Source organism: Paractinoplanes brasiliensis (assembly GCF_004362215.1).
GTDB classification, from domain to species: domain Bacteria; phylum Actinomycetota; class Actinomycetes; order Mycobacteriales; family Micromonosporaceae; genus Actinoplanes; species Actinoplanes brasiliensis.
This window is the reverse complement of the sequence record NZ_SNWR01000002.1, coordinates 2,500,106-2,520,475: the sequence shown is the minus strand read 5'-3', so window position 1 is coordinate 2,520,475 and position 20,370 is coordinate 2,500,106. Positions and strand designations below refer to the sequence as shown.

Sequence of the window (20,370 nt, the reverse complement as noted above, 5' to 3'; positions counted from 1 at the left end):
GGCCGGTGCAAGTCGTTCGCGGACGCGGCCGACGGCACCGGCTGGGGTGAGGGCGTCGGCGTTCTGGTGCTCGAACGGCTCTCCGACGCGCACCGCAACGGCCACCGGGTGCTGGCGGTGGTGCGCGGCAGCGCGGTCAACCAGGACGGCGCGTCGAACGGCCTGACCGCCCCCAACGGCCCCTCGCAGCAGCGGGTCATCCGCCAGGCCCTGGCCAACGCCGGGCTGACCGCGGCTGACGTGGACGCGGTGGAGGCACACGGCACCGGAACCCGGCTCGGTGACCCGATCGAGGCTCAGGCCCTGCTCGCCACCTACGGCCAGAACCGCCCCGAGGACCGCCCGCTCATGCTCGGGTCGGTCAAGTCGAACATCGGCCACACCCAGGCGGCGGCCGGCGTCGCCGGGATCATCAAGATGGCCCTGGCGATGCGGCACCGTGTGCTGCCCAAGACCCTGCACGTGGACACGCCGTCGGCGCAGGTGGACTGGTCGGCCGGGGCGATCGAGCTGCTGACCTCGGCGCAGGCGTGGGAGCCCGACGGCCGTCCCCGCCGGGCCGGTGTGTCGTCGTTCGGGATCAGCGGTACCAACGCGCACGTCATCATCGAGGAGGCGCCGGCTGCCTCGGTGACCGAGGATCCGGTCGGGCCGCCGGTGGTGCCGTGGATGCTGTCGGCGCGTAGTGAACGGGCCCTCGAAGAGCAGGTGACCCGGCTGCGGGAGTTCGCCGCCGGGCGGCCGGATCTGGATCCGGTCCGGGTGGCGCGGGCGCTCGCGTTCGGCCGGGCGCACTTGCCGCATCGCGCGGTGCTGCTGGGTTCGGACATGGTGACCGGGGTGGCGGGTGCCGATTCCCGGGTGGCGTTGATGTTCTCGGGTCAGGGCAGTCAGCGCCCGGGGATGGGTCTCGGTCTTTACGAGGCGTTCCCGGTGTACGCGGTGGCGTTCGACGAGGTGTGTGCGGCGTTGGACATGCCGTTGCGGGAGGTGATCTCGGAGGCGTCGCAGTTGGATCAGACGTCGTTCACGCAGCCGGCGATGTTCGCGGTGCAGGTGGCCCTGTTCCGGCTCTTGGAGTCGTGGGGTGTCACCCCGGCGGCGCTGGGTGGTCATTCGATCGGTCTGATCGCGGCGGCTCACGTGGCCGGGGTGCTGGATCTGGCCGACGCGGCGCGGCTGGTGAAGGCGCGTGGCCGGTTGATGCAGGACCTGCCGGCGGGTGGGGCGATGGTGGCCCTGGACGCCTCCCAAGCCGAAGCGGAAGCGTTGATCGCCGGGCACACCGACCGGGTTGGTGTGGCGGCGGTGAACGGCCCGTCCTCCACGGTGATCTCAGGTGACGAGGCTGTGGTCGAGGAGCTGGCGGCTCGGTGGCCGGGTCGTTCGCGGCGGCTCAATGTCAGCCATGCGTTCCATTCGCCGTTGATGGAGCCGATGCTGGCCGAGTTCGCAGCGGTCCTGTCGGAGCTGGCGTGGCACGCCCCGCAGTTGCCGGTGGTCGGTGGGGAGGTGGACCAGCCGGAGTTCTGGGTGCGGCATGCTCGTGAGGCGGTGCCGTTCCACGACATGGTGACCGAGCTCGACGGGCACCTGTTTGTGGAGATCGGCCCGGACGCGACCCTGTCGGCGATGGCGGCCGACGCCGGGACCTGGCTGCCGGTGCTGCGCCGCGACCGGGACGAGGCGCGGACCGCTCAGGCCGCCCTCGCCGGGGTGCACGCCCACGGCGGCGCGGTGGACTGGAGGGCCCTGCTCGGCGCGGGCCGGAGCCCGCTGCCGGACCTGCCGACCTATCCGTTCCAGCGCGAGCGCTACTGGCCGCGGTTGTCCGGCGCGGTCACCGGCGACGCCGGCTCGCTCGGCCTTACCTCGTCGAACCACCCGCTGGTCGGGGCGGCGGTCTGGCCGGCCGACGGTGACAGCGTGCTGCTGACCGGCCGGCTGTCGCTGGCCGCCCAGCCGTGGCTGGCCGACCATGTCGTGTTCGGCACGGTGCTGCTGCCCGGCACGGCGTACGTCGAAATGGTGGTGTGGGCCGCCGACCAGGTCGGATGCGCGTTCGTCGAAGAGCTCACGCTGCAGACGCCGATGACGCTGCCGGCCCAGGGCGGGACGCACGTGCAGGTGTGGGTCGGCGACGCCGACGAGGCCGGTCGACGCCCGGTCAACGTCTACTCCCGCGCGGAGCAGGCAGACGGCCCGTGGACCCGGCACGCCACCGGCCTGGTGAGCCCGCAGGCCCCGGCCCGGCGGATCGAGCCGCTGGAATGGCCGCCGCACGGCGCCGAACCGGTGGACATCGCCAGCACGTACGACGGCTCCGGTGGTTTCCAGCACGGCCCGGCGTTCCAGGGTCTGCGCGGCGTCTGGCGGTCGGGTGACGTCGTCTACGCCGAGGTGGCCCTGCCCGACCAGGTCGACCCCGACCGGTTCGGGCTCCACCCGGCGCTGCTCGACGCCACCACCCACGCGATCACCGCGGGCGGCCTGATCGGCGACGACCGGGCGCGACTGCCGTTCGCCTGGAACGGGGTGCGCCTGCACGCCACTGGCGCGCTCACCCTGCGGGTCCGGCTCCGCCGGCACGAACAGCTCGCCGACGCGGTCCGGGTGGAGACCTTCGACTCGGCCGGCGCCCCGGTGCTGACCGCCGAGTCGCTGCTGGTGCGGGAGCTCGCCGCCCCACAGGTCACCGACCCGCTCACCGACCTGGCCCGCTCGCTGTACGCGGTCGAGCTGCGGCCGCTCCCGCCGGTCGACGCGGCCGGTCCGGAACTCCCGGCCGTGCTGTGGAGCGTCCCGGCGGCCGAGAACGCCTCCGCCCTGAACGACCAGGTGTCGGGCGCGGTCCTGGCGGCCCTGGCCCGGGTGCAGGAGTGGCTGGCGGACCCGGAGTCCGGCCACGCCCGCCTGGTGGTGGTGACCCGCGGTGCGGACGACGGCACCGACCCGGCCGCGGCGGCGGTGCGGGGCCTGATCCGTTCGGCGCAGTCCGAGCACCCGGACCGGTTCGTCCTGCTCGACACGGACCAGCCCGACGACCCGTCCGCGGAGATCCTGGCCCAGGTCGGGGCGGCCGGCGAGACCGAGCTGCTGCTCCGTGACGGTGCCTTGTTCGTACGCCGGCTCGACCGGGCCGCCCGCAGCGGCGTCTCGCTGGTCGCCGGTCAGCGGCTGGGCATGCGGGCGGCCGGCGCCCTCGACGACCTGACCGCGCTGCCCTACCCGGAGGCCACCGGGCCGCTGGCGGCAGGGCAGGTGCGGGTGGCCGTCCACGCGCAGGGAGTGAACTTCCGCGACCTGCTGGTCGGGCTGGGCATGTACCCGGACCCGTCCGCGGTGATGGGCGGCGAACTGGCCGGCGTGGTGGTGGAGACCGCGCCCGACGTGACCGGCCTGCGGGCCGGGGACCGGGTGTTCGGCCACGCGATCGGCCTCGGGCCGGTGGCGGTCACCGATCAGCGCCTGGTCACCCGGGTGCCGCAGGGCTGGTCGTTCACCGACGCGGCGTCGGTCCCGATCGTGTTCCTGACCGCCTACTACGCGCTGCGGGACCTTGCCGACGTCCGGCCCGGCCAGCGGATCCTCATCCACGCGGGTGCGGGCGGGGTCGGTATGGCGGCGATCCAGCTCGCCCAGGCGTGGGGTCTTGAGGTGTACGCCACGGCGAGCCCCGCCAAGCAAGAGGTCCTGCACGGCCTGGGCCTCCCGTCCTCTCATGTGGCGTCCTCGCGGGACCTGGGGTTCCGGGACAAGTTCGCCGGCGGGGTCGATGTTGTCCTGAACGCGTTGACGGGTGAGTTCATCGACGCCTCGCTGGAGCTGCTGGCTCCCGGCGGAAGCTTCCTGGAGATGGGCAAGGTCGATCTCCGCGATCCGCAGGGCGTCGACTACCGGGCGTTCGACCTGTTCGAGGCCGGCGCCGACCGGCTGGGCGAGATGCTTGCCGAGCTGGTGGCGATGTTCGCCGCCGGGTCGATCCGGCTGCTGCCGGTCACCGTGTTCGAGGTGTCGCGGGCGGTCGACGCGCTGCGCTACCTGCAGGCGGCCCGGCACGTCGGCAAGGTGGTGCTGCGCTATCCAGCCCCCGGTCCGGACGGCACGGTCCTGATCACCGGCGGCACCGGAGTCCTGGGCTCGATGCTGGCCCGCCACGTCGCCGGCACCCGGGACGTGGGCGAGTTGCTGCTGATGTCACGCCGCGGCGTGCACGCGGAGGGCGCGGCCCGCCTCGCGGCCGACCTGGCCGAAGCCGGCAAGCGGGTACGGGTCACGGTCTGCGACGCGGCCGACCGGGCGGCCCTGGCGGCGGTGCTCGCCGGCCAGAAGCTGACCGGCGTGGTGCACACCGCCGGCGTGCTCGACGACACGGTGATCGAATCGTTGACCCCCGAGCGGGTTGCCACGGTGCTGCGGGCCAAGGTGGACGCGGCCTGGAACCTGCACGAGCTGACCCGGGACGCCGACCTCGCGTGGTTCGTGGCGTACTCGTCGGCCTCGGCCACCCTGGGCTCCCCGGGGCAGGGCAACTACGCGGCCGCCAACGCCTTCCTGGACGCCCTCGCCCAGCACCGCCAGTCCCTCGGGCTGCCCGGTCAGTCCCTGGCGTGGGGCCTGTGGGCGGACCGGTCGGCGATGACCGCCCCCCTCGGCGAGACCGACATGGCCCGGATGAGCCGCGGCGGCATCGGCGAGCTCTCCCAGGAGCAGGGCATGGCCCTGTTCGACGCGGCGATCGGCGACGGCCGTCCGGTGCTGGTCCCGATCGAGCTGGACATCCCGGTCCTGCGTCGTACCGGCGGCGTCGGCCTGCCGCCGTTGCTGCGGGGCCTGGCCGGCGCGTCCCGCCGGGCGGCGGCGACCGCCCGCCGGACCGGCGAGCTGGTGGCCTCGCTGGCCGGCATGACGGTGCCGGAGCGCGAACGTACGGTCCTGGAGGTTGTGCAGTCCCAGGCCGCCGTGGTGCTCGGCCACGCCGACAGCCGGGCGGTGGACGCCGACGCGGTGTTCCGGGACCTCGGCTTCGACTCCCTGACCGCGGTCGAACTGCGTAACCGGCTGGCCGCCGCGAGCGGTCTGCGGCTGCCGGCGACCCTGGTGTTCGACTACCCGTCCCCCCGGGCCCTGACCCACTTCCTGCTCGAGGAACTGCTCGGCGACCGCGCCGGGGACGCGCCGGCGGCGGTTGTCGCGGCCCGCGCGGCCACCGACGAGCCGATCGCGATCGTGGGCATGAGCTGCCGGTTCCCCGGCGGCGTGGAGAGCCCCGAGCAGCTCTGGGAGATGCTCGCGGGCGGCCGCGACGGCATCAGCGACTTCCCCACCGACCGCGGCTGGGTGCTGTCGGAGCAGGACAGCGCCACTGTGCGCGGCGGCTTCCTGTCCGACGTGGCGGGCTTCGACGCCGGGTTCTTCGGGATCAGCCCCCGCGAGGCGCTGGCCATGGACCCCCAGCAGCGGCTGCTGCTGGAATCGGCGTGGGAGGCCCTGGAGGATGCGGGCATCGACCCGACCGGGCTGCGGGGCACCAGCACCGGCACGTACATCGGCGTCGCGACCTCGCTGTACGGGATCGGCGCCGACGTCGGCACGGGCCACGGGCTGACCGGCACCACGACCAGTGTCGCCTCCGGCCGGGTCGCGTACACCCTGGGGTTGGAAGGCCCGGCGGTCTCGGTCGACACCGCCTGCTCCTCGTCGCTGGTGGCCTTGCACCTCGCGAGCCAGGCTCTGCGCTCCGGCGAGTGCGGCCTGGCCCTGGTCGGCGGCGTGACGGTGATGGCCAACCCCGGCGTCTTCGTCGAGTTCTCCCAGCAGGGCGGCCTCTCGGTCGACGGGCGGTGCAAGGCGTTCGCGGACGCGGCCGACGGCACCGGCTGGAGCGAGGGCGTCGGCATCCTGGTTCTCGAACGGCTCTCGGAGGCTCGCCGTAACGGCCACCAGATCCTTGCTGTCGTACGGGGGAGCGCGGTCAACCAGGACGGCGCCTCGAACGGCCTGACCGCCCCCAACGGCCCCTCGCAGCAGCGGGTCATCCGCCAGGCGCTCGCCAACGCGGGTCTGCGGCCCGCCGAGGTCGACGCGGTGGAGGCGCACGGCACCGGAACGAAGCTGGGCGACCCGATCGAGGCGCAGGCGCTGCTGGCCACCTATGGCATGGACCGTCCCGAGGACCAGCCGCTGTGGCTGGGCGCCATCAAGTCGAACATCGGGCACACGCAGGCGGCCTCCGGCGTGGCCGGCATCATCAAGATGGTCCTGGCGATGCGTCACGGTGTGTTGCCGCGGACCTTGCATGTGGATGAGCCGTCGTCGCATGTGGATTGGTCGGCTGGGGCGGTTGAGCTGCTCACGTCGCAGCGGCCGTGGGAGGCCGGCGGTCGGCCGCGTCGGGCGGGTGTGTCGTCGTTCGGGATCAGTGGCACGAATGCGCACGTGATTTTGGAGGAGGCGGGGCCTTCGCCGGTTTCGGAGAGCCGGGTGGTTCCGGTGGTGCCGTGGCTGGTGTCGGCGCGTGGTGAGCGGGCTCTCGAGGAGCAGGTGGCTCGGTTGCGGGAGTTCCCGGTGGCTGATCCGGTGGCGGTGGGGCGGGCGTTGGCGTTCGGCCGGGCGTTGTTGCCGCACCGGGCCGTGCTGGTCGGTTCCGAAGTGGTAACCGGGGTGGCGGCTGCCGACACTCGGGTGGCGTTGATGTTCTCCGGTCAGGGTTCGCAACGCCTCGGCATGGGTCTCGGCCTTTACGAGGCCTTCCCGGTGTACGCGGCGGCGTTCGACGAGGTGTGCGCGGCGTTGGACATGCCGTTGCGTGAGGTTATTGTCGGTGACTCTCTGGATGAGACCTCGAATACGCAGCCGGCGTTGTTCGCGGTGCAGGTGGCTCTCTATCGGCTGTACGAGTCGTGGGGTGTCACTCCGGCGGCGTTGGGTGGTCATTCGATCGGTCTGATCGCGGCGGCCCACGTGGCCGGGGTTCTCGATCTGGCGGATGCGGCCCGGCTGGTGAAGGCGCGTGGCCGCCTGATGCAGGACCTGCCGGCCGGTGGGGCGATGGTGGCCCTGGACGCCTCCCAAGCTGAAGCGGAAGCGTTGATCGCCGGGCACACCGATCGGGTTGGTGTGGCGGCGGTGAACGGCCCGAAGTCCACGGTGATCTCCGGTGACGAAGCGCTTGTTGAGGAGTTGGCCGCGCGGTGGCCGGGTCGTTCGCGGCGGCTCAATGTCAGCCATGCGTTCCATTCGCCGTTGATGGAGCCGATGCTCGCCGAGTTCGCCGACGTTCTGGCCGAGCTGACCTGGCATGCGCCGCAGATCCCGGTGGTCGGTGGGGAGGTGGACCAGCCGGAGTTCTGGGTTCGCCACGCGCGTGAGGCGGTGCCGTTCCACGACATGGTGACCGCGCTGGAAGGTCACCTGTTCGTGGAGATCGGTCCGGACGCGACGCTCTCGGTGATGGCCGCCGACGCAGGTGTCTGGCTGCCGACCCTGCGCCGCGACCGGGACGAGGCCGAAACGGTCGTCGCGGCGCTGGCCGGGGTCCACGTGCGCGGCGCCGGGGTGAACTGGGCCGCGCTGCTCGGCAACGGCCCCGCCTTCCCGGTCGGCCTGCCCACCTACCCGTTCCAGCGCGAGCGGTTCTGGCCCCGGGCGTCCGGCGCGTGGCTGGGCGACGCCGGAGCGCTGGGCCAGCGCGCTGTCGACCACCCGCTGGTCGGCGCGGCGGTGTGGCTGGCCGACGGCGACGGCGTCCTGCTGACCGGCAGGCTCTCGCTGGCCGCTCAGCCCTGGCTGGCCGACCACGCCATCCTCGGCTCGGTGCTGCTGGCCGGCACGGCGTTCGTCGACGTCGTGGTGTGGGCCGCCGATCAGGTCGGATACCCGGTCGTGGACGAGCTGACGCTGCAGACTCCGCTGGTGATCCCGCCCCACGGCGGCGTCCAGGTGCAGGTGTGGGTCGGCGACGCGGACGAGTCCGGCCGCCGCCCGGTGAACGTGTACTCCCGTCCCGAGAACGGTGAGGGCCCGTGGGCCCGGCACGCGACCGGTGTGCTGCGCCGGCACCCGGTTCCGGCCGCGGTCGAACCGCTGGCCTGGCCCCCGGTCGACGCCGAGCCGGTGGACATTGCCGGGACGTACGAGAGGATGGCGGCCGGCGGCTACGAGTACGGCCCCGTCTTCCAGGGCCTGCACGCGGTGTGGCGCTCGGAGACGGCGGTCTGGGCCGAGGTGGTCCTTCCCGAGGCGGTCGACGCCGACCGGTTCGGCCTGCACCCGGCCCTGCTGGACGCCGGCATCCAGGGCCTCGGCGCGAGCGGCCTGTTCGGCGACAACCGGACCCTGGTGCCGTTCGGCTGGCACGGCGTCCAGTTGCACGCCACCGGCGCGCGAACCTTGCGGCTGCGGGTGACCCGTTACGAGGACCGGCCCGACACCGTCCGGCTGGCGGCGTTCGACCTGGCCGGGCAGCCGGTGCTGACCGCCGAGGCGTTCTCGCTGCGCGAGATGGAAGCCGGCCGGGCGCTCGGCCCGGCGGCTGACGCGGCCCGCGCGATGTTCGTGGTGGAGCTGTCCCCGGTGCCGGGAGCCGTCGGACCCGACCCCACGAGTGAGGCGGGGAGTGCTGGGTGGGTGGCTTGGCGCCCGCCTGCCGACGGGGTGACCGAGACCGTGGTGGCGGCGCTGGCCCGGGTGCACGAGTGGCTGGCCGATCCGGCCGCCGACGAGAGCCGCCTGGTCGTGCTGACCCGGGGCGCCGCCGACGGCACCGACCTGGCGGCGGCCGCCGTGTGGGGCCTGCTGCGGTCGGCGCAGTCCGAGCACCCCGACCGGTTCATCCTGCTCGACACCGACCAGCCGGACGTTCCCGGCGACGAGGTTTTCCAGCAGGCGGTGGCCAGCGGCGAGCGGGAGCTGCTGCTGCGCGACGGCGTGCTGCTCACCCGGCGGCTTGTCCGGGCCGATCGGAACCCCGCGCCGCGGGAGACAGGCCCCGAGACGGACGGCACGGTGCTGATCACCGGCGGAACCGGCGCCCTGGGTTCGATGCTGGCCCGGCACCTGGCCACCGCCGGCCGCACCGGACTGCTCCTGCTGTCGCGTCAAGGCGCACACGCCCCGGGCGCGGCCCAGCTGGCGGCCGATCTGGCCGAGACTGGTGCGCGTGCCCAGGTGACGGTCTGCGACGCGGCCGACCGCGAGGCCTTGGCAGCGGTGCTCGCCGACCAGAAGCTGACCGGGGTCGTGCACACCGCCGGCGTGCTCGACGACGGCATGGTGGAATCGCTCACCCCGGAACGGGTGGCGACGGTGCTGCGGGCCAAGGTGGACGCCGCGTGGAACCTGCACGAGCTGACCCGCGAGATGCCGCTGACCTCGTTCGTGTCGTACTCCTCCGCCTCGGCCACGTTCGGCGCGCCGGGGCAGGGCAACTATGCGGCCGCCAACGCCTACCTCGACGCCCTCGCCGAGCACCGCCAGTCCCTCGGGCTGCCGGGTCAGGCGCTGGCCTGGGGTATGTGGGCGCAGCGGTCGGCGATGACCGGGCACCTGGACGACACCGACCGGGCCCGGATGACCCGCGGCGGCATCGGGGCGCTGTCGCAGGAACTGGGCCTGGCCCTGTTCGACGCGGCGGCCGCCGACTCCCGGCCGGTGCTGGTGCCGATCCTGCTTGACGTCGCGGAACTGCGGCGCGCCGGCGGGGCCGGGCTGCCGCCGCTGCTGCGAACCCTGGCGGGGACGACCCGCCGGGCGGCGGCGACCACCCGCCGGACCGGCGAGCTGGCGGCGACGCTGGCCGGGCTGGCCGGGCCGGAACGGGAACGGACGATCCTCGACCTGGTACGCGCGCAGGCGGCGGCGGTGCTCGGCCACGCCGACAGCCGGGCGGTCGAGAGCGACGCGGCGTTCCGGGAGCTCGGCTTCGACTCGCTGACCTCGGTCGACCTGCGCAACCGGCTGTCCGCCGCGAGTGGGCTGCGGCTGCCCGCCACGCTGCTCTTCGACCACCCGAACCCGAGGGTCCTGGCCCGGTTCCTGCTCGACGAGGTGACCGGGTCGGGGGCCGGGGCGGCCACCGTCACCCGTGCGGTCGCCCAGGTCGACGAGCCGATCGCGATCGTGGGCATGGGCTGCCGGTTCCCCGGCGGCGCGAACTCTCCGCAGCAGCTGTGGGAGTTGCTGGCCGAGGGCCGGGACGCGATCAGCGAGTTCCCGTCCGACCGCGGCTGGGACCTGGACGCCGTCTACGACCCGACCGGCGAGCGGCCCGGCACCTCGTACTCCAACCACGGCGGCTTCGTGGACGACGTGGCCGGGTTCGACGCCGGGTTCTTCGGGATCAGCCCCCGCGAGGCGCTGGCCATGGACCCCCAGCAGCGGCTGCTGCTGGAAACCGTGTGGGAGGCCCTGGAGGACGCCGGCATCGACCCGGCCGGGCTGCGCGGCTCGGACACCGGCACGTACGTCGGCATCACCATTTCCGGCTACGGGTTCGGCGCCGACGAGAGCCACGCTTTGATGGGCACCACGACCAGCGTCGCGTCCGGCCGGGTGGCCTACACCCTCGGCCTCGAAGGCCCGGCCGTGTCGCTGGACACCGCGTGTTCGTCCTCGCTGGTGACGCTGCACCTGGCCAGCCAGGCGCTGCGCAACGGTGAGTGCAATCTGGCACTGGCCGGTGGCGTGGCGGTCAACGCCCTGCCGGTTCCTTACACCGAGTTCTCCCGGCAGCGTGGCCTCGCTCGGGACGGCCGCTGCAAGACCTTCTCGGACGCCGCCGACGGCACCAGCTGGGGCGAGGGCGCCGGCATGCTGGTGCTGGAACGGCTCTCCGACGCTCGCCGTAACGGGCACCAGGTGCTGGCCGTGGTGCGGGGTAGTGCGATCAATCAGGATGGTGCTTCGAACGGGTTGAGTGCGCCGAACGGGCCGTCGCAGCAGCGGGTGATCCGGCAGGCGTTGGCCAACGCGGGGCTGACGGCGGCGGATATCGATGCGGTGGAGGCGCACGGTACCGGCACGAGGCTGGGTGATCCGATCGAGGCGCAGGCGGTGTTGTCGACGTACGGTCAGGACCGGCCGGAGGACAAGCCGCTGTGGCTGGGCTCGGTCAAGTCCAACATCGGGCACTGCCAGACAGCCGCCGGGGTGGCCGGGGTCATGAAGATGGTGCTGGCGCTGCGCAACGGTGTGCTGCCCAGGACGTTGCACGTGGACGTGCCGTCGTCGCAGGTCGACTGGTCGGCCGGCGCGGTTGAGCTGCTGACCGAGGCGCGGCTGTGGGAGGCCGACGGTCGTCCTCGGCGGGCGGGTGTGTCGTCGTTCGGGATCAGCGGGACCAACGCCCACGTGATTCTGGAGGAGGCCGCCCCGGCCCCGATCACGCAGAGCCCGGTGGTTCCGGTGGTCCCGTGGCTGCTCTCGGCCCGCAGCGAGCAAGCACTCCGCGACCAGGCGACTGAACTGCGGGAGTTTGTTCTCGCCCGGCCGGAGCTGGACCTGGCCCGGGTGGGCCGGACGTTGGCGTGGGGCCGGGCGGCCTTGCCGCACCGCGCGGTGGTTCTGGGCACCGGCCGTGACGAGTTGCTGGCGGCACTGGCCGACGTGGACAGCGTGCGTGGCGTGGCTGGTTCGGGTGCCGGTGGCGCGGTGTTCGTGTTCCCGGGTCAGGGGGCACAGTGGGTCGGGATGGGCCGCACCCTGTGGGACTCCGAGCCGGTGTTCGGCGCGGCGATGGAACGCTGCGAGCAGGCGTTGGCGCCGTTCGTGGACTGGTCGTTGCGCGAGGTGCTCGCCGACCCGGCGGCCCTGGATCGGGTCGACGTGGTGCAGCCCGCGTTGTGGGCGGTGATGGTGTCGCTGGCCGAGCTGTGGCGGCATTGGGGTGTCGAGCCGGCGGCGGTGATCGGTCACTCGCAGGGTGAGATCGCGGCGGCGGTGGTGGCCGGTGGATTGTCGCTGGCCGACGGCGCCCGAGTGGTGGCGTTGCGCAGCCAGGCGATTGCCGCCATCGCGGGTGGCGGCGGGATGGTGTCGGTGCCCGTGCCGGTAGGCGATGTTGAGTCGTTGCTGGAACCGTTCGGTTTGGCGGTGGCGGCGGTCAACGGCCCGTCGCAGGTGGTGGTGGCTGGTCCGGCTGAGGGTTGTGACCGGTTCGTCGAGACGTACCCGGAGTTGAACGCGCGGCGGATCGCGGTGGATTATGCGTCGCACACGGCCGGGATGGAGCCGTTGCGGGATCGTCTTGATCTGGCGGGTCTGACGCCGGTCGCGGGCAGTGTGCCGTTCTTCTCGACGGTGTATGCGGAGCCGATCGACACGAGCAGGTTGGACGGCGATTACTGGTTCACCAACCTGCGGCAGACGGTCCGGTTCGCGGACACCGTCCAGGCTCTCATCACGGCCGGGCACAAGGTGTTCGTCGAGCTCAGCCCGCACCCGGTGCTGACGATGGCGGTGGAGCAGGCCGGTGACGGTCTGGTCGTGACCGGCAGCCTGCGCCGCGACGACGACACCCGGGCGCGGTGGTTGCGTTCGGTGGCGACGTTGCACACGGCGGGGGTCGAGGTGGATTGGAAGCAGGCCCTCGGTGACGGCGTGGTCCAGCCGCTGAGCCTGCCGACGTACCCGTTCCAGCGCGAGCGTTACTGGCCGAAGATGGCCGAGGAGTGGATCGGCGACGCCGGGGCGTTCGGGCTCAGCGCGGCCGACCACCCGCTGGTGGGTGCGGCGGTCCGGCTGGCTGATGGTGATGGTGTCCTGCTGACCGGCCGGCTCTCGCTCAAGTCCCAGCCGTGGCTGGCCGATCACGTGCTGGCGGGCACCGCGCTGCTGGCGGGCACGGCGTTTGTGGAGGTGGTGGTCTGGGCGGCTGACCAGGTCGGTTGCACGGTGGTCGACGAGTTGACGTTGCAGACGCCGTTGTTGATCCCGGAGCAGGGCGCCGTGCAGATGCAGGTCTGGGTGGGTGACGCGGACGAGTCCGGCCGCCGCCCGGTCAACGTGTACTCGCGCCCCGAAGGGCCGGACGAGGTGCCGTGGACGCGGCACGCGACCGGTGTGCTGAGCGCGCAGGCGGCGCCGGCCCCGGCCGGCCCGCTGGTGTGGCCGCCGTCCGGGGCCGAACCGGTGGACCTCGACGGGGTCTACGAGCGCCTGGCCGCCGGCGGCTACGAGTACGGCCCGGTCTTCCAGGGCATGAGGGCGGTGTGGCGGGCCGAGTCGGCCGTGTACGCCGAGGTGACGTTGCCCGAGCCGGGCGTGGCCGACCGGTTCGGAGTGCACCCGGCCCTGCTGGACGCCGCGATCCAGACGATCGGCGTGGGCGGCCTGATCGACGACGGCCGCATGCTGCTGCCGTTCGGGTGGAACGGCGTACGGCTGCACGCCACCGGAGCGAGCACGCTGCGGGTCCGCCTCACCCGCGACGAGTCGGCCCCCGACGCCGTCCGGGTCGAGACGTTCGACCTCGCCGGAGAGCCGGTGCTGACCGCCGGATCGCTGCTGCTGCGAGCACTGACCCCGGCCGCCGCAGCCGAACCGGCGATGGATGTGACGCGGTCGCTGTTCGCGGTGGAGTTGCGGCCGGTGCCGGCGGTGGAGGGTTCCGGGCCGCCGGTGGTGGTGTGGAGTCCGCCGGTCGGGGGTGTGACGGAGACGGTGGTCGCGGCGCTGGCCCGGATCCAGGAATGGCTGGCGGACCCGGCGTCGGACGACGCTCGTCTGGTGGTGCTGACCAGCGGCGCCGCTGACGGTGAGGACCTGGCCGCTGCGGCGGTGTGGGGCCTGGTGCGGTCGGCGCAGTCCGAGCACCCCGACCGGTTCGTGCTGCTCGACGCCGACCAGCAACCCTCCACGGAAATTCTGGAGCGGGCGGTGACCTGCGGCGAGTCCGAACTGCTGCTGCGGGAGGGCGAGCTGTTCACCCGCCGGCTGGCCCGGGCGGCGGCGAATCAGCCGCAGAACCCGGTCGTGCCGCAGCTGGACCCGGCCGGCACGGTCCTGATCACCGGTGGCACCGGCGCGCTGGGCTCTATGCTGGCCCGGCACCTGGCGGCCACCCGTCCGACCGGCGAGCTGCTGCTTCTCTCACGCCGAGGGGCGCACGCCGAGGGCGCGGCTCAGCTGGCGGCGGAACTGGCGGAGACCGGTACGCGGGTGCGGATCACGGCGTGCGACGCCGCCGATCGCGCGGCCCTGGCGGCGGTGCTCGCCGGCCGGGAGCTGACCGGCGTGGTGCACACGGCGGGCCTGCTGGACGACGCCACGGTGGAATCGCTGACCCCGGAACGGGTCGCCACGGTGCTGCGGGCCAAGGCGGACGCCGCCTGGAACCTGCACGAGCTCACCCAGAACCAGCCGCCCGCGATGTTCGTGATGTACTCGTCGGCCGCCGCCACGCTGGGCGCTCCCGGGCAGGGCAACTACGCCGCGGCCAACGCGTTCCTGGACGCCCTGGCCCAGCACCGGCGGGCGACCGGGCTTGCGGGCCAGTCGCTGGCCTGGGGCCTGTGGGCCGAGCGGTCGGCGATGACCGGGCATCTCGGCGACACCGAGCTGGCCCGGATCAGCCGCAGTGGGTTCGGTGCGCTGTCCCAGGAGCAGGGGATGGCCCTGTTCGACGCGGCGGTCGCCGACGGCCGCCCGGTGCTGGTGCCCATCCGGCTCGACGTGGCAGGACTGCGGCGCACGGGTCGGCCGGTGTCGCCGTTGCTGCGCACCCTTGTCGGTTCCGCCCGCCGGGTGGCGGCGTCCACCGGGGGTTCCGGCGAGCTGGCGACCGCGCTGGCCACGCTGCCGGCGCCGGAACGCGAGCAGATGGTGCTGGAACTGGTGCGCTCCCAGGCGGCGACGGTGCTGGGGCACGCCGACAGCGACGCGGTCGACGCCGACGCGGCGTTCCGTGACCTCGGCTTCGACTCGCTGACGGCGGTCGAGCTGCGCAACCGCCTGGCCTCGGCGGCCGGTGGGCTGCGCCTGCCGGCCACCCTGGTCTTCGACTACCCGAACCCGCGGGTGCTTACCGGGTTCCTCCTCGGCGAGCTGCTCGGCGGCACCACCGCCGGCCGCGAGGTGGTGGTGTCCACGGCCACCGACGAGCCGATCGCGATCGTGGGCATGAGCTGCCGCTTCCCCGGCGGCGTCCAGAGCCCGCAGCAGCTGTGGGAGCTGCTGACCGCGGGGGCCGACGGAACCGGCGGGTTCCCCACCGACCGGGGCTGGGACCTGACGATGCTGCCGCCGGACTCGATCGCCACCGACCGGGGCGGGTTCCTGGCCGACGTGGCCGGGTTCGACGCCGGGTTCTTCGGGATCAGCCCGCGCGAGGCCCTCGCGATGGATCCGCAGCAGCGGCTCCTGCTGGAAACGGTGTGGCAGGGACTGGAGGACGCCGGCATCGCTCCCGGCGGGATCCGAGGCTCGGCGACCGGCGTCTACATCGGCGGCATGGGCACCGACTACCCGGCTCTGCTGGCGGTCGCCGACGACGACAGCCTGGGACACTCGTTCACCGGCAACGCCAGCAGCGTGCTGTCCGGCCGGATCGCGTACACCCTGGGTCTTGAGGGCCCGGCGGTGTCGGTCGACACCGCCTGCTCGTCCTCGCTGGTGGCCCTGCACCTGGCCGGTCAGGCACTGCGGTCGGGGGAGTGCACGCTGGCGGTGGCCGGCGGTGTCACGGTGATGGCGACCCCGACCGAGTTCGTCGGCTTCGGCCGCCAGCAGGTGATGTCGGCCGACGGGCGGTGCAAGGCCTTCGCGGAGGCGGCCGACGGGATGGCGCTGTCGGAGGGGGTCGGCATCCTCGTCCTGGAAAGGTTGTCCGACGCGCGCCGCAACGGCCATCAGATCCTCGCGGTCGTCCGCGGTAGCGCCGTCAACCAGGACGGCGCCACCAACGGGCTGAGCGCCCCCAACGGCCCGTCGCAGCAGCGGGTGATCCGGCAGGCGCTCGCCAACGCCGGGCTGCGGGCGGACGAGGTCGACGCGGTCGAGGCGCACGGCACCGGCACCACGCTGGGCGACCCGATCGAGGCGCAGGCGCTGCTGGCGACGTACGGGCAGGGCCGCCCGGAGGACCGGCCGCTGTGGCTCGGCTCGATCAAGTCGAACATCGGCCACACGCAGGCGGCGGCCGGTGTCGCCGGGGTCATCAAGATGGTCCTGGCGATGCGCAACGGTGTGTTGCCCAAGACCCTGCACGTGGACGCGCCGTCGTCGCACGTGGACTGGGCGGCCGGCGACGTCGAGCTGCTCACCGAGGCCCGCCCGTGGGAGACGGACGGCCAACCGCGCCGGGCCGGCGTCTCCTCGTTCGGCATCAGCGGCACCAACGCCCACGTCCTCCTCGAGGAGCCGGAGCCGGTCGCCGAACCGGCGGTCGCCACCCCAGCAGGAGCGGTGCCGTGGGCGCTGTCGGCCCGCACCGAACGGGCTCTGCGCGAGCAGGCGGCCCAGGTACGCGAGTTCCTGATCGAACGGCCGGACGCCGATCTGGCCCGGGTCGGCCGGGTGCTGCTCGACGGCCGTGCCGCCCTTCCGCACCGGGCAGTGGTGCTCGGCGCCGACCGTGGCGAGCTGCTGGACGCCCTGGCAGACATCGACGCGGTGCGCGGTCACACGGTGGCCGGCGCGAGCGGCGTGGTGTTCGTCTTCCCCGGGCAGGGCGGTCAATGGCCGGGGATGGGCCTCGGGTTGTGGGACGCCGAGCCGGTCTTCGCCGAGGCGATGCAGCGGTGCGCGGCGGTTCTCGAACCTCTGGTGGACTGGTCGTTGCGGGACGTCCTGGGCGATCCGGCGATGCTGGAACGGACCGACGTCGTGCAGCCCGCGCTGTGGGCGGTCATGGTGTCGCTGGCGGAACTGTGGCGGCACTGGGGTGTCGAGCCGGCGGCGGTTGTCGGTCACTCGCAGGGTGAGATCGCCGCGGCGGTCGTCTCCGGTGGCCTGTCGCTGGCCGACGGCGCCCGGGTGGTCGCGTTGCGCAGCCAGGCGACGGCCGCCATCGCGGGCAGCGGCGGGATGATCTCGGTGGCCGTGCCGGCAAGCGAACTTCTGCCGCTGCTGGAACCGTTCGGCCTGGCGGTCGCAGCGGTCAACGGCCCGTCGCAGGTCGTCGTGGCCGGCCCGGCCGAGGGCTGTGACCGGTTCCTCGCGGCGCATCCCTCGCTTGACGCCCGGCGTATCGCGGCCGACTACGCATCGCACACGGACGGGGTGGAACCGGTGCGGGAGGCCCTCGTGTCGGCGCTGGCCGAGGTGGCTCCGATCACCGGGCGGGTGCCGTTCTATTCGACGGTGCACGCCGAACCGATCGACACGGCCGGTCTGGATGCCGGCTACTGGTACGCCAACCTGCGGCAGACCGTGCGGTTCGCCGACACCGTTCAGCTTCTGGCCGGGGCCGGGCACAAGGTGTTCGTGGAGCTCAGCCCCCACCCGGTGCTGACGATGGCGGTCGGGCAGGCCGGCGACGGCCTGGTGGTGACCGGCAGCCTGCGGCGGGACGACGACACCCGGTCGCGGTTCATGCGCGCGGTGGCGACCCTGCACACTGCCGGTGCCACGGTCGACTGGTCGCGCGCCCTGGGCACGGCTCCGCTGCGGCCGCTGTCGCTGCCGACCTACCCGTTCCAGCACGAGCGGTACTGGCCGCGGCTGCGCGAGTTCACGACGACCGGCGGCGACGGATTCGACGCGCAGTTCTGGCAGGCGGTCAGCAGCGGCGACGGCGCCGCCCTGGCCGACACGCTGCAGGTCGACGAGCAGGGCCTGACGTCGCTGCTGCCGGCCCTGGAACAGTGGCGGCGCTCGCGGCAGGACCGGCAGGTCATCGACGGCTGGCGTTACCAGGTGCGGTGGTCGGCCGTGCCGGGCAGCCCCGACCCGGCGCTGCGCGGAACGTGGCTGCTTCTCGGCGACGACCCCGAAGGTCAGGTCCGGGAACTGCTCCTCGGACACGGTGCCGCCGAGGTGGTGACGGCACCGGGCGCGACGCCGGTGGCGGGCGTCGTCTTCGTGCCGGGGCCGGACGCCATCTCCGGCCTGAGCGCGCTGGTGCAGGCGCCCGGGCTGGGTGACGCCCGGATCTGGGTGCTGACGCGGGGAGCCGTGGCGGTCGACCGGGACGACCCGGTGACCGATCCACTGGCGGCCGCGGTGTGGGGCTTCGGCCGGGTCGCGGCCCTGGAGTACCCGCAGCGTTGGGGCGGCCTGCTCGACCTGCCGGCCGGGCCCTGGGACGCCGCGACCTCGCGCCGCACGGCCGCGGTGCTGGCCGGATGGGATGGTCTCGACCAGGTGGCCGTACGGCCCGGCGGGGTCTTCGCCCGGCGGCTGGCGCACGCCCCGGCGGCTGCGGCCCCCAAGGCGTGGCGGCCCCGCGGCACGGTGCTGATCTCCGGTGGCACCGGTGGCCTGGGTGCGCATGTGGCCCGGTGGGTCGCCGGAAACGGCGCCGCCCACGTGGTGCTGACCTCCCGCCGGGGCGCGGGTGCCACCGGGGTCGCCCGGCTCGCCGCCGACCTCGGCCACGCCGGGGTGCGGGTGAGCGTGCTGGCCTGCGACATCACCGACCGGCGGCAGCTGGCCGCCGCGCTGGCCCCGATCGGCCGGATCAGCGGCGTGGTCCACGCGGCAGGCGTCGGGCAGGGCACGGTGATCGCGCAGACCGGCCCGGCAATGGCGGCCGACGTGTGGTCGGGCAAGGTCGACGGGCTCGACAGCCTGCACGAGGTGCTGGTCGAGGGCGGTCACCCGCTGGACGCGATGATCCTGTTCTCCTCGAACGCCGGGGTGTGGGGCGGTGGTGGTCAGGGCGTGTACGCCGCGGCCAACGCCTACCTGGACGCGTACGCCGAAATGGCGCGAGCCGAGGGCCGTCCGGTGACCAGCGTGGCATGGGGTCTGTGGGCCGGCGAGGGCATGGGTGGGGCCGAGGGGTCCGAACACTTCGGCCGCCGGGGCCTGCGGGCGATGGAACCGCGGCTCGCCGTGCGGGCGATGGCCGAGGCGGCCGGGCAGGGCGAGACCACAGTGTCGGTGGCCGACATGGATTGGGCGCGGTTCCTCCCGACCTTCACCATTGCCCGGCCGAGCCCGCTTCTCAGCGACCTGCCGGAGGCGCGCAGGCTGGCCTCGGCGCCGACCAGTTCGCCTGCCCCGGGCGCATCGACGCTTGCCAACCGGCTCCGTGCGCTCACCGACGCGGAACGGTTCCAGACCGTGGCGGACCTGGTGCTCGGCAACGCGCGGGCGGTTCTCGGCCACGACCGGACCGACGCGCTGGCGCTCGAGAACTCGCTGCGGGAGGCGGGCCTCGACTCGGTCACCGCCGTGGAGCTGCGCAACCGGCTGGTCAACGCGACCGGGCTGGCCCTGCCGGCCACGCTGGCGTTCGACCACCCGACCATCGGGTCGCTGGTCGGCTACCTGCTGGCGATGCTGCTGGCCGACGGGACGGGCGCGGTCGTGCCGGCCGGTCCGGCCGCCGTCCGGCTGTCCAACCTGGGCGCCATGTGGGTCCAGGCCCAGCGGGACGGCAAGACCGAGCAGTTCCACCTGCTGATGAAGGACCTCGCCCAGATGCGGGCGATGTTCGCCGCGGACGGGGCCGAGGGGCAGGTGCGGGCGCCCCGGCGGATCTCCACCGGCGGCCAGGGCAAGCCACGGCTGTACATGTTCACCTCGTTCTGGCTGCCGGTCGCCATGCAGTACATGCCGCTGGCGGCCGCCTTCCAAGGCACCCGCGACGTCTTCGTGCTCAACCCGCCCGGCTTCCGGGAGGGCGAGCCGCTCGCGCAGGACCTCGAGGCGCTGGTGGCCGCCTACGCCGACGCGATCCTGCGGATCCACCCGGCCGGCGAGGAGTTCGTCCTCGGCGGCGGCTCGGCCGGCGGCCTGATCGCCCACTGGGTGGCGGCCGAACTGGTCCGCCGCGGCACTGCGCCCGCCGGGATCGTGCTGATGGACTCTCCGGCCTGGGAGGACGTGGCGACGATCATGGACAGCCAGACGGAGATGAGCGAGGCGTCGAACCAGCGGCTGGACGCCATCGGCGACGACGGGGACGGCAGTTGGGTGACGGCCGCCGCCCACTACCTCCGGATGCCCTGGTGGACGATGGAGACCCTGGGAGTTCCGACACTGCAGATCCGGGCGACCGTACGGATGGACGGTGGGCCCGAGGACGACGACGACTGGCTGTTCACCTGGGACGGCTCCTCCGCACTGACACTGGCCGACGTCCCCGGCAACCACCTCGAGATCGCCGAGGCGTACGCGCCGGTCTCGGTCCGGGCGATCAACGACTGGCTGGCCCTGCCGCCGGGCGAGCGGCCGTCCTTCATGGACTACCGCAACCCCCGGTAA

General features: G+C 73.5%; 1 protein-coding gene (running past one end of the window). It reads left to right on the top strand.

Annotated features, from left to right (window positions below):
* Positions 1 to 20,370 carry the 3' end of a type I polyketide synthase gene (locus C8E87_RS46205; RefSeq protein WP_279536960.1) on the top strand. It extends 35,829 nt beyond the left edge of the window, so only the last 20,370 of its 56,199 coding nucleotides appear in the window; its start codon lies beyond the left edge, outside the window; the stop codon is at positions 20,368 to 20,370.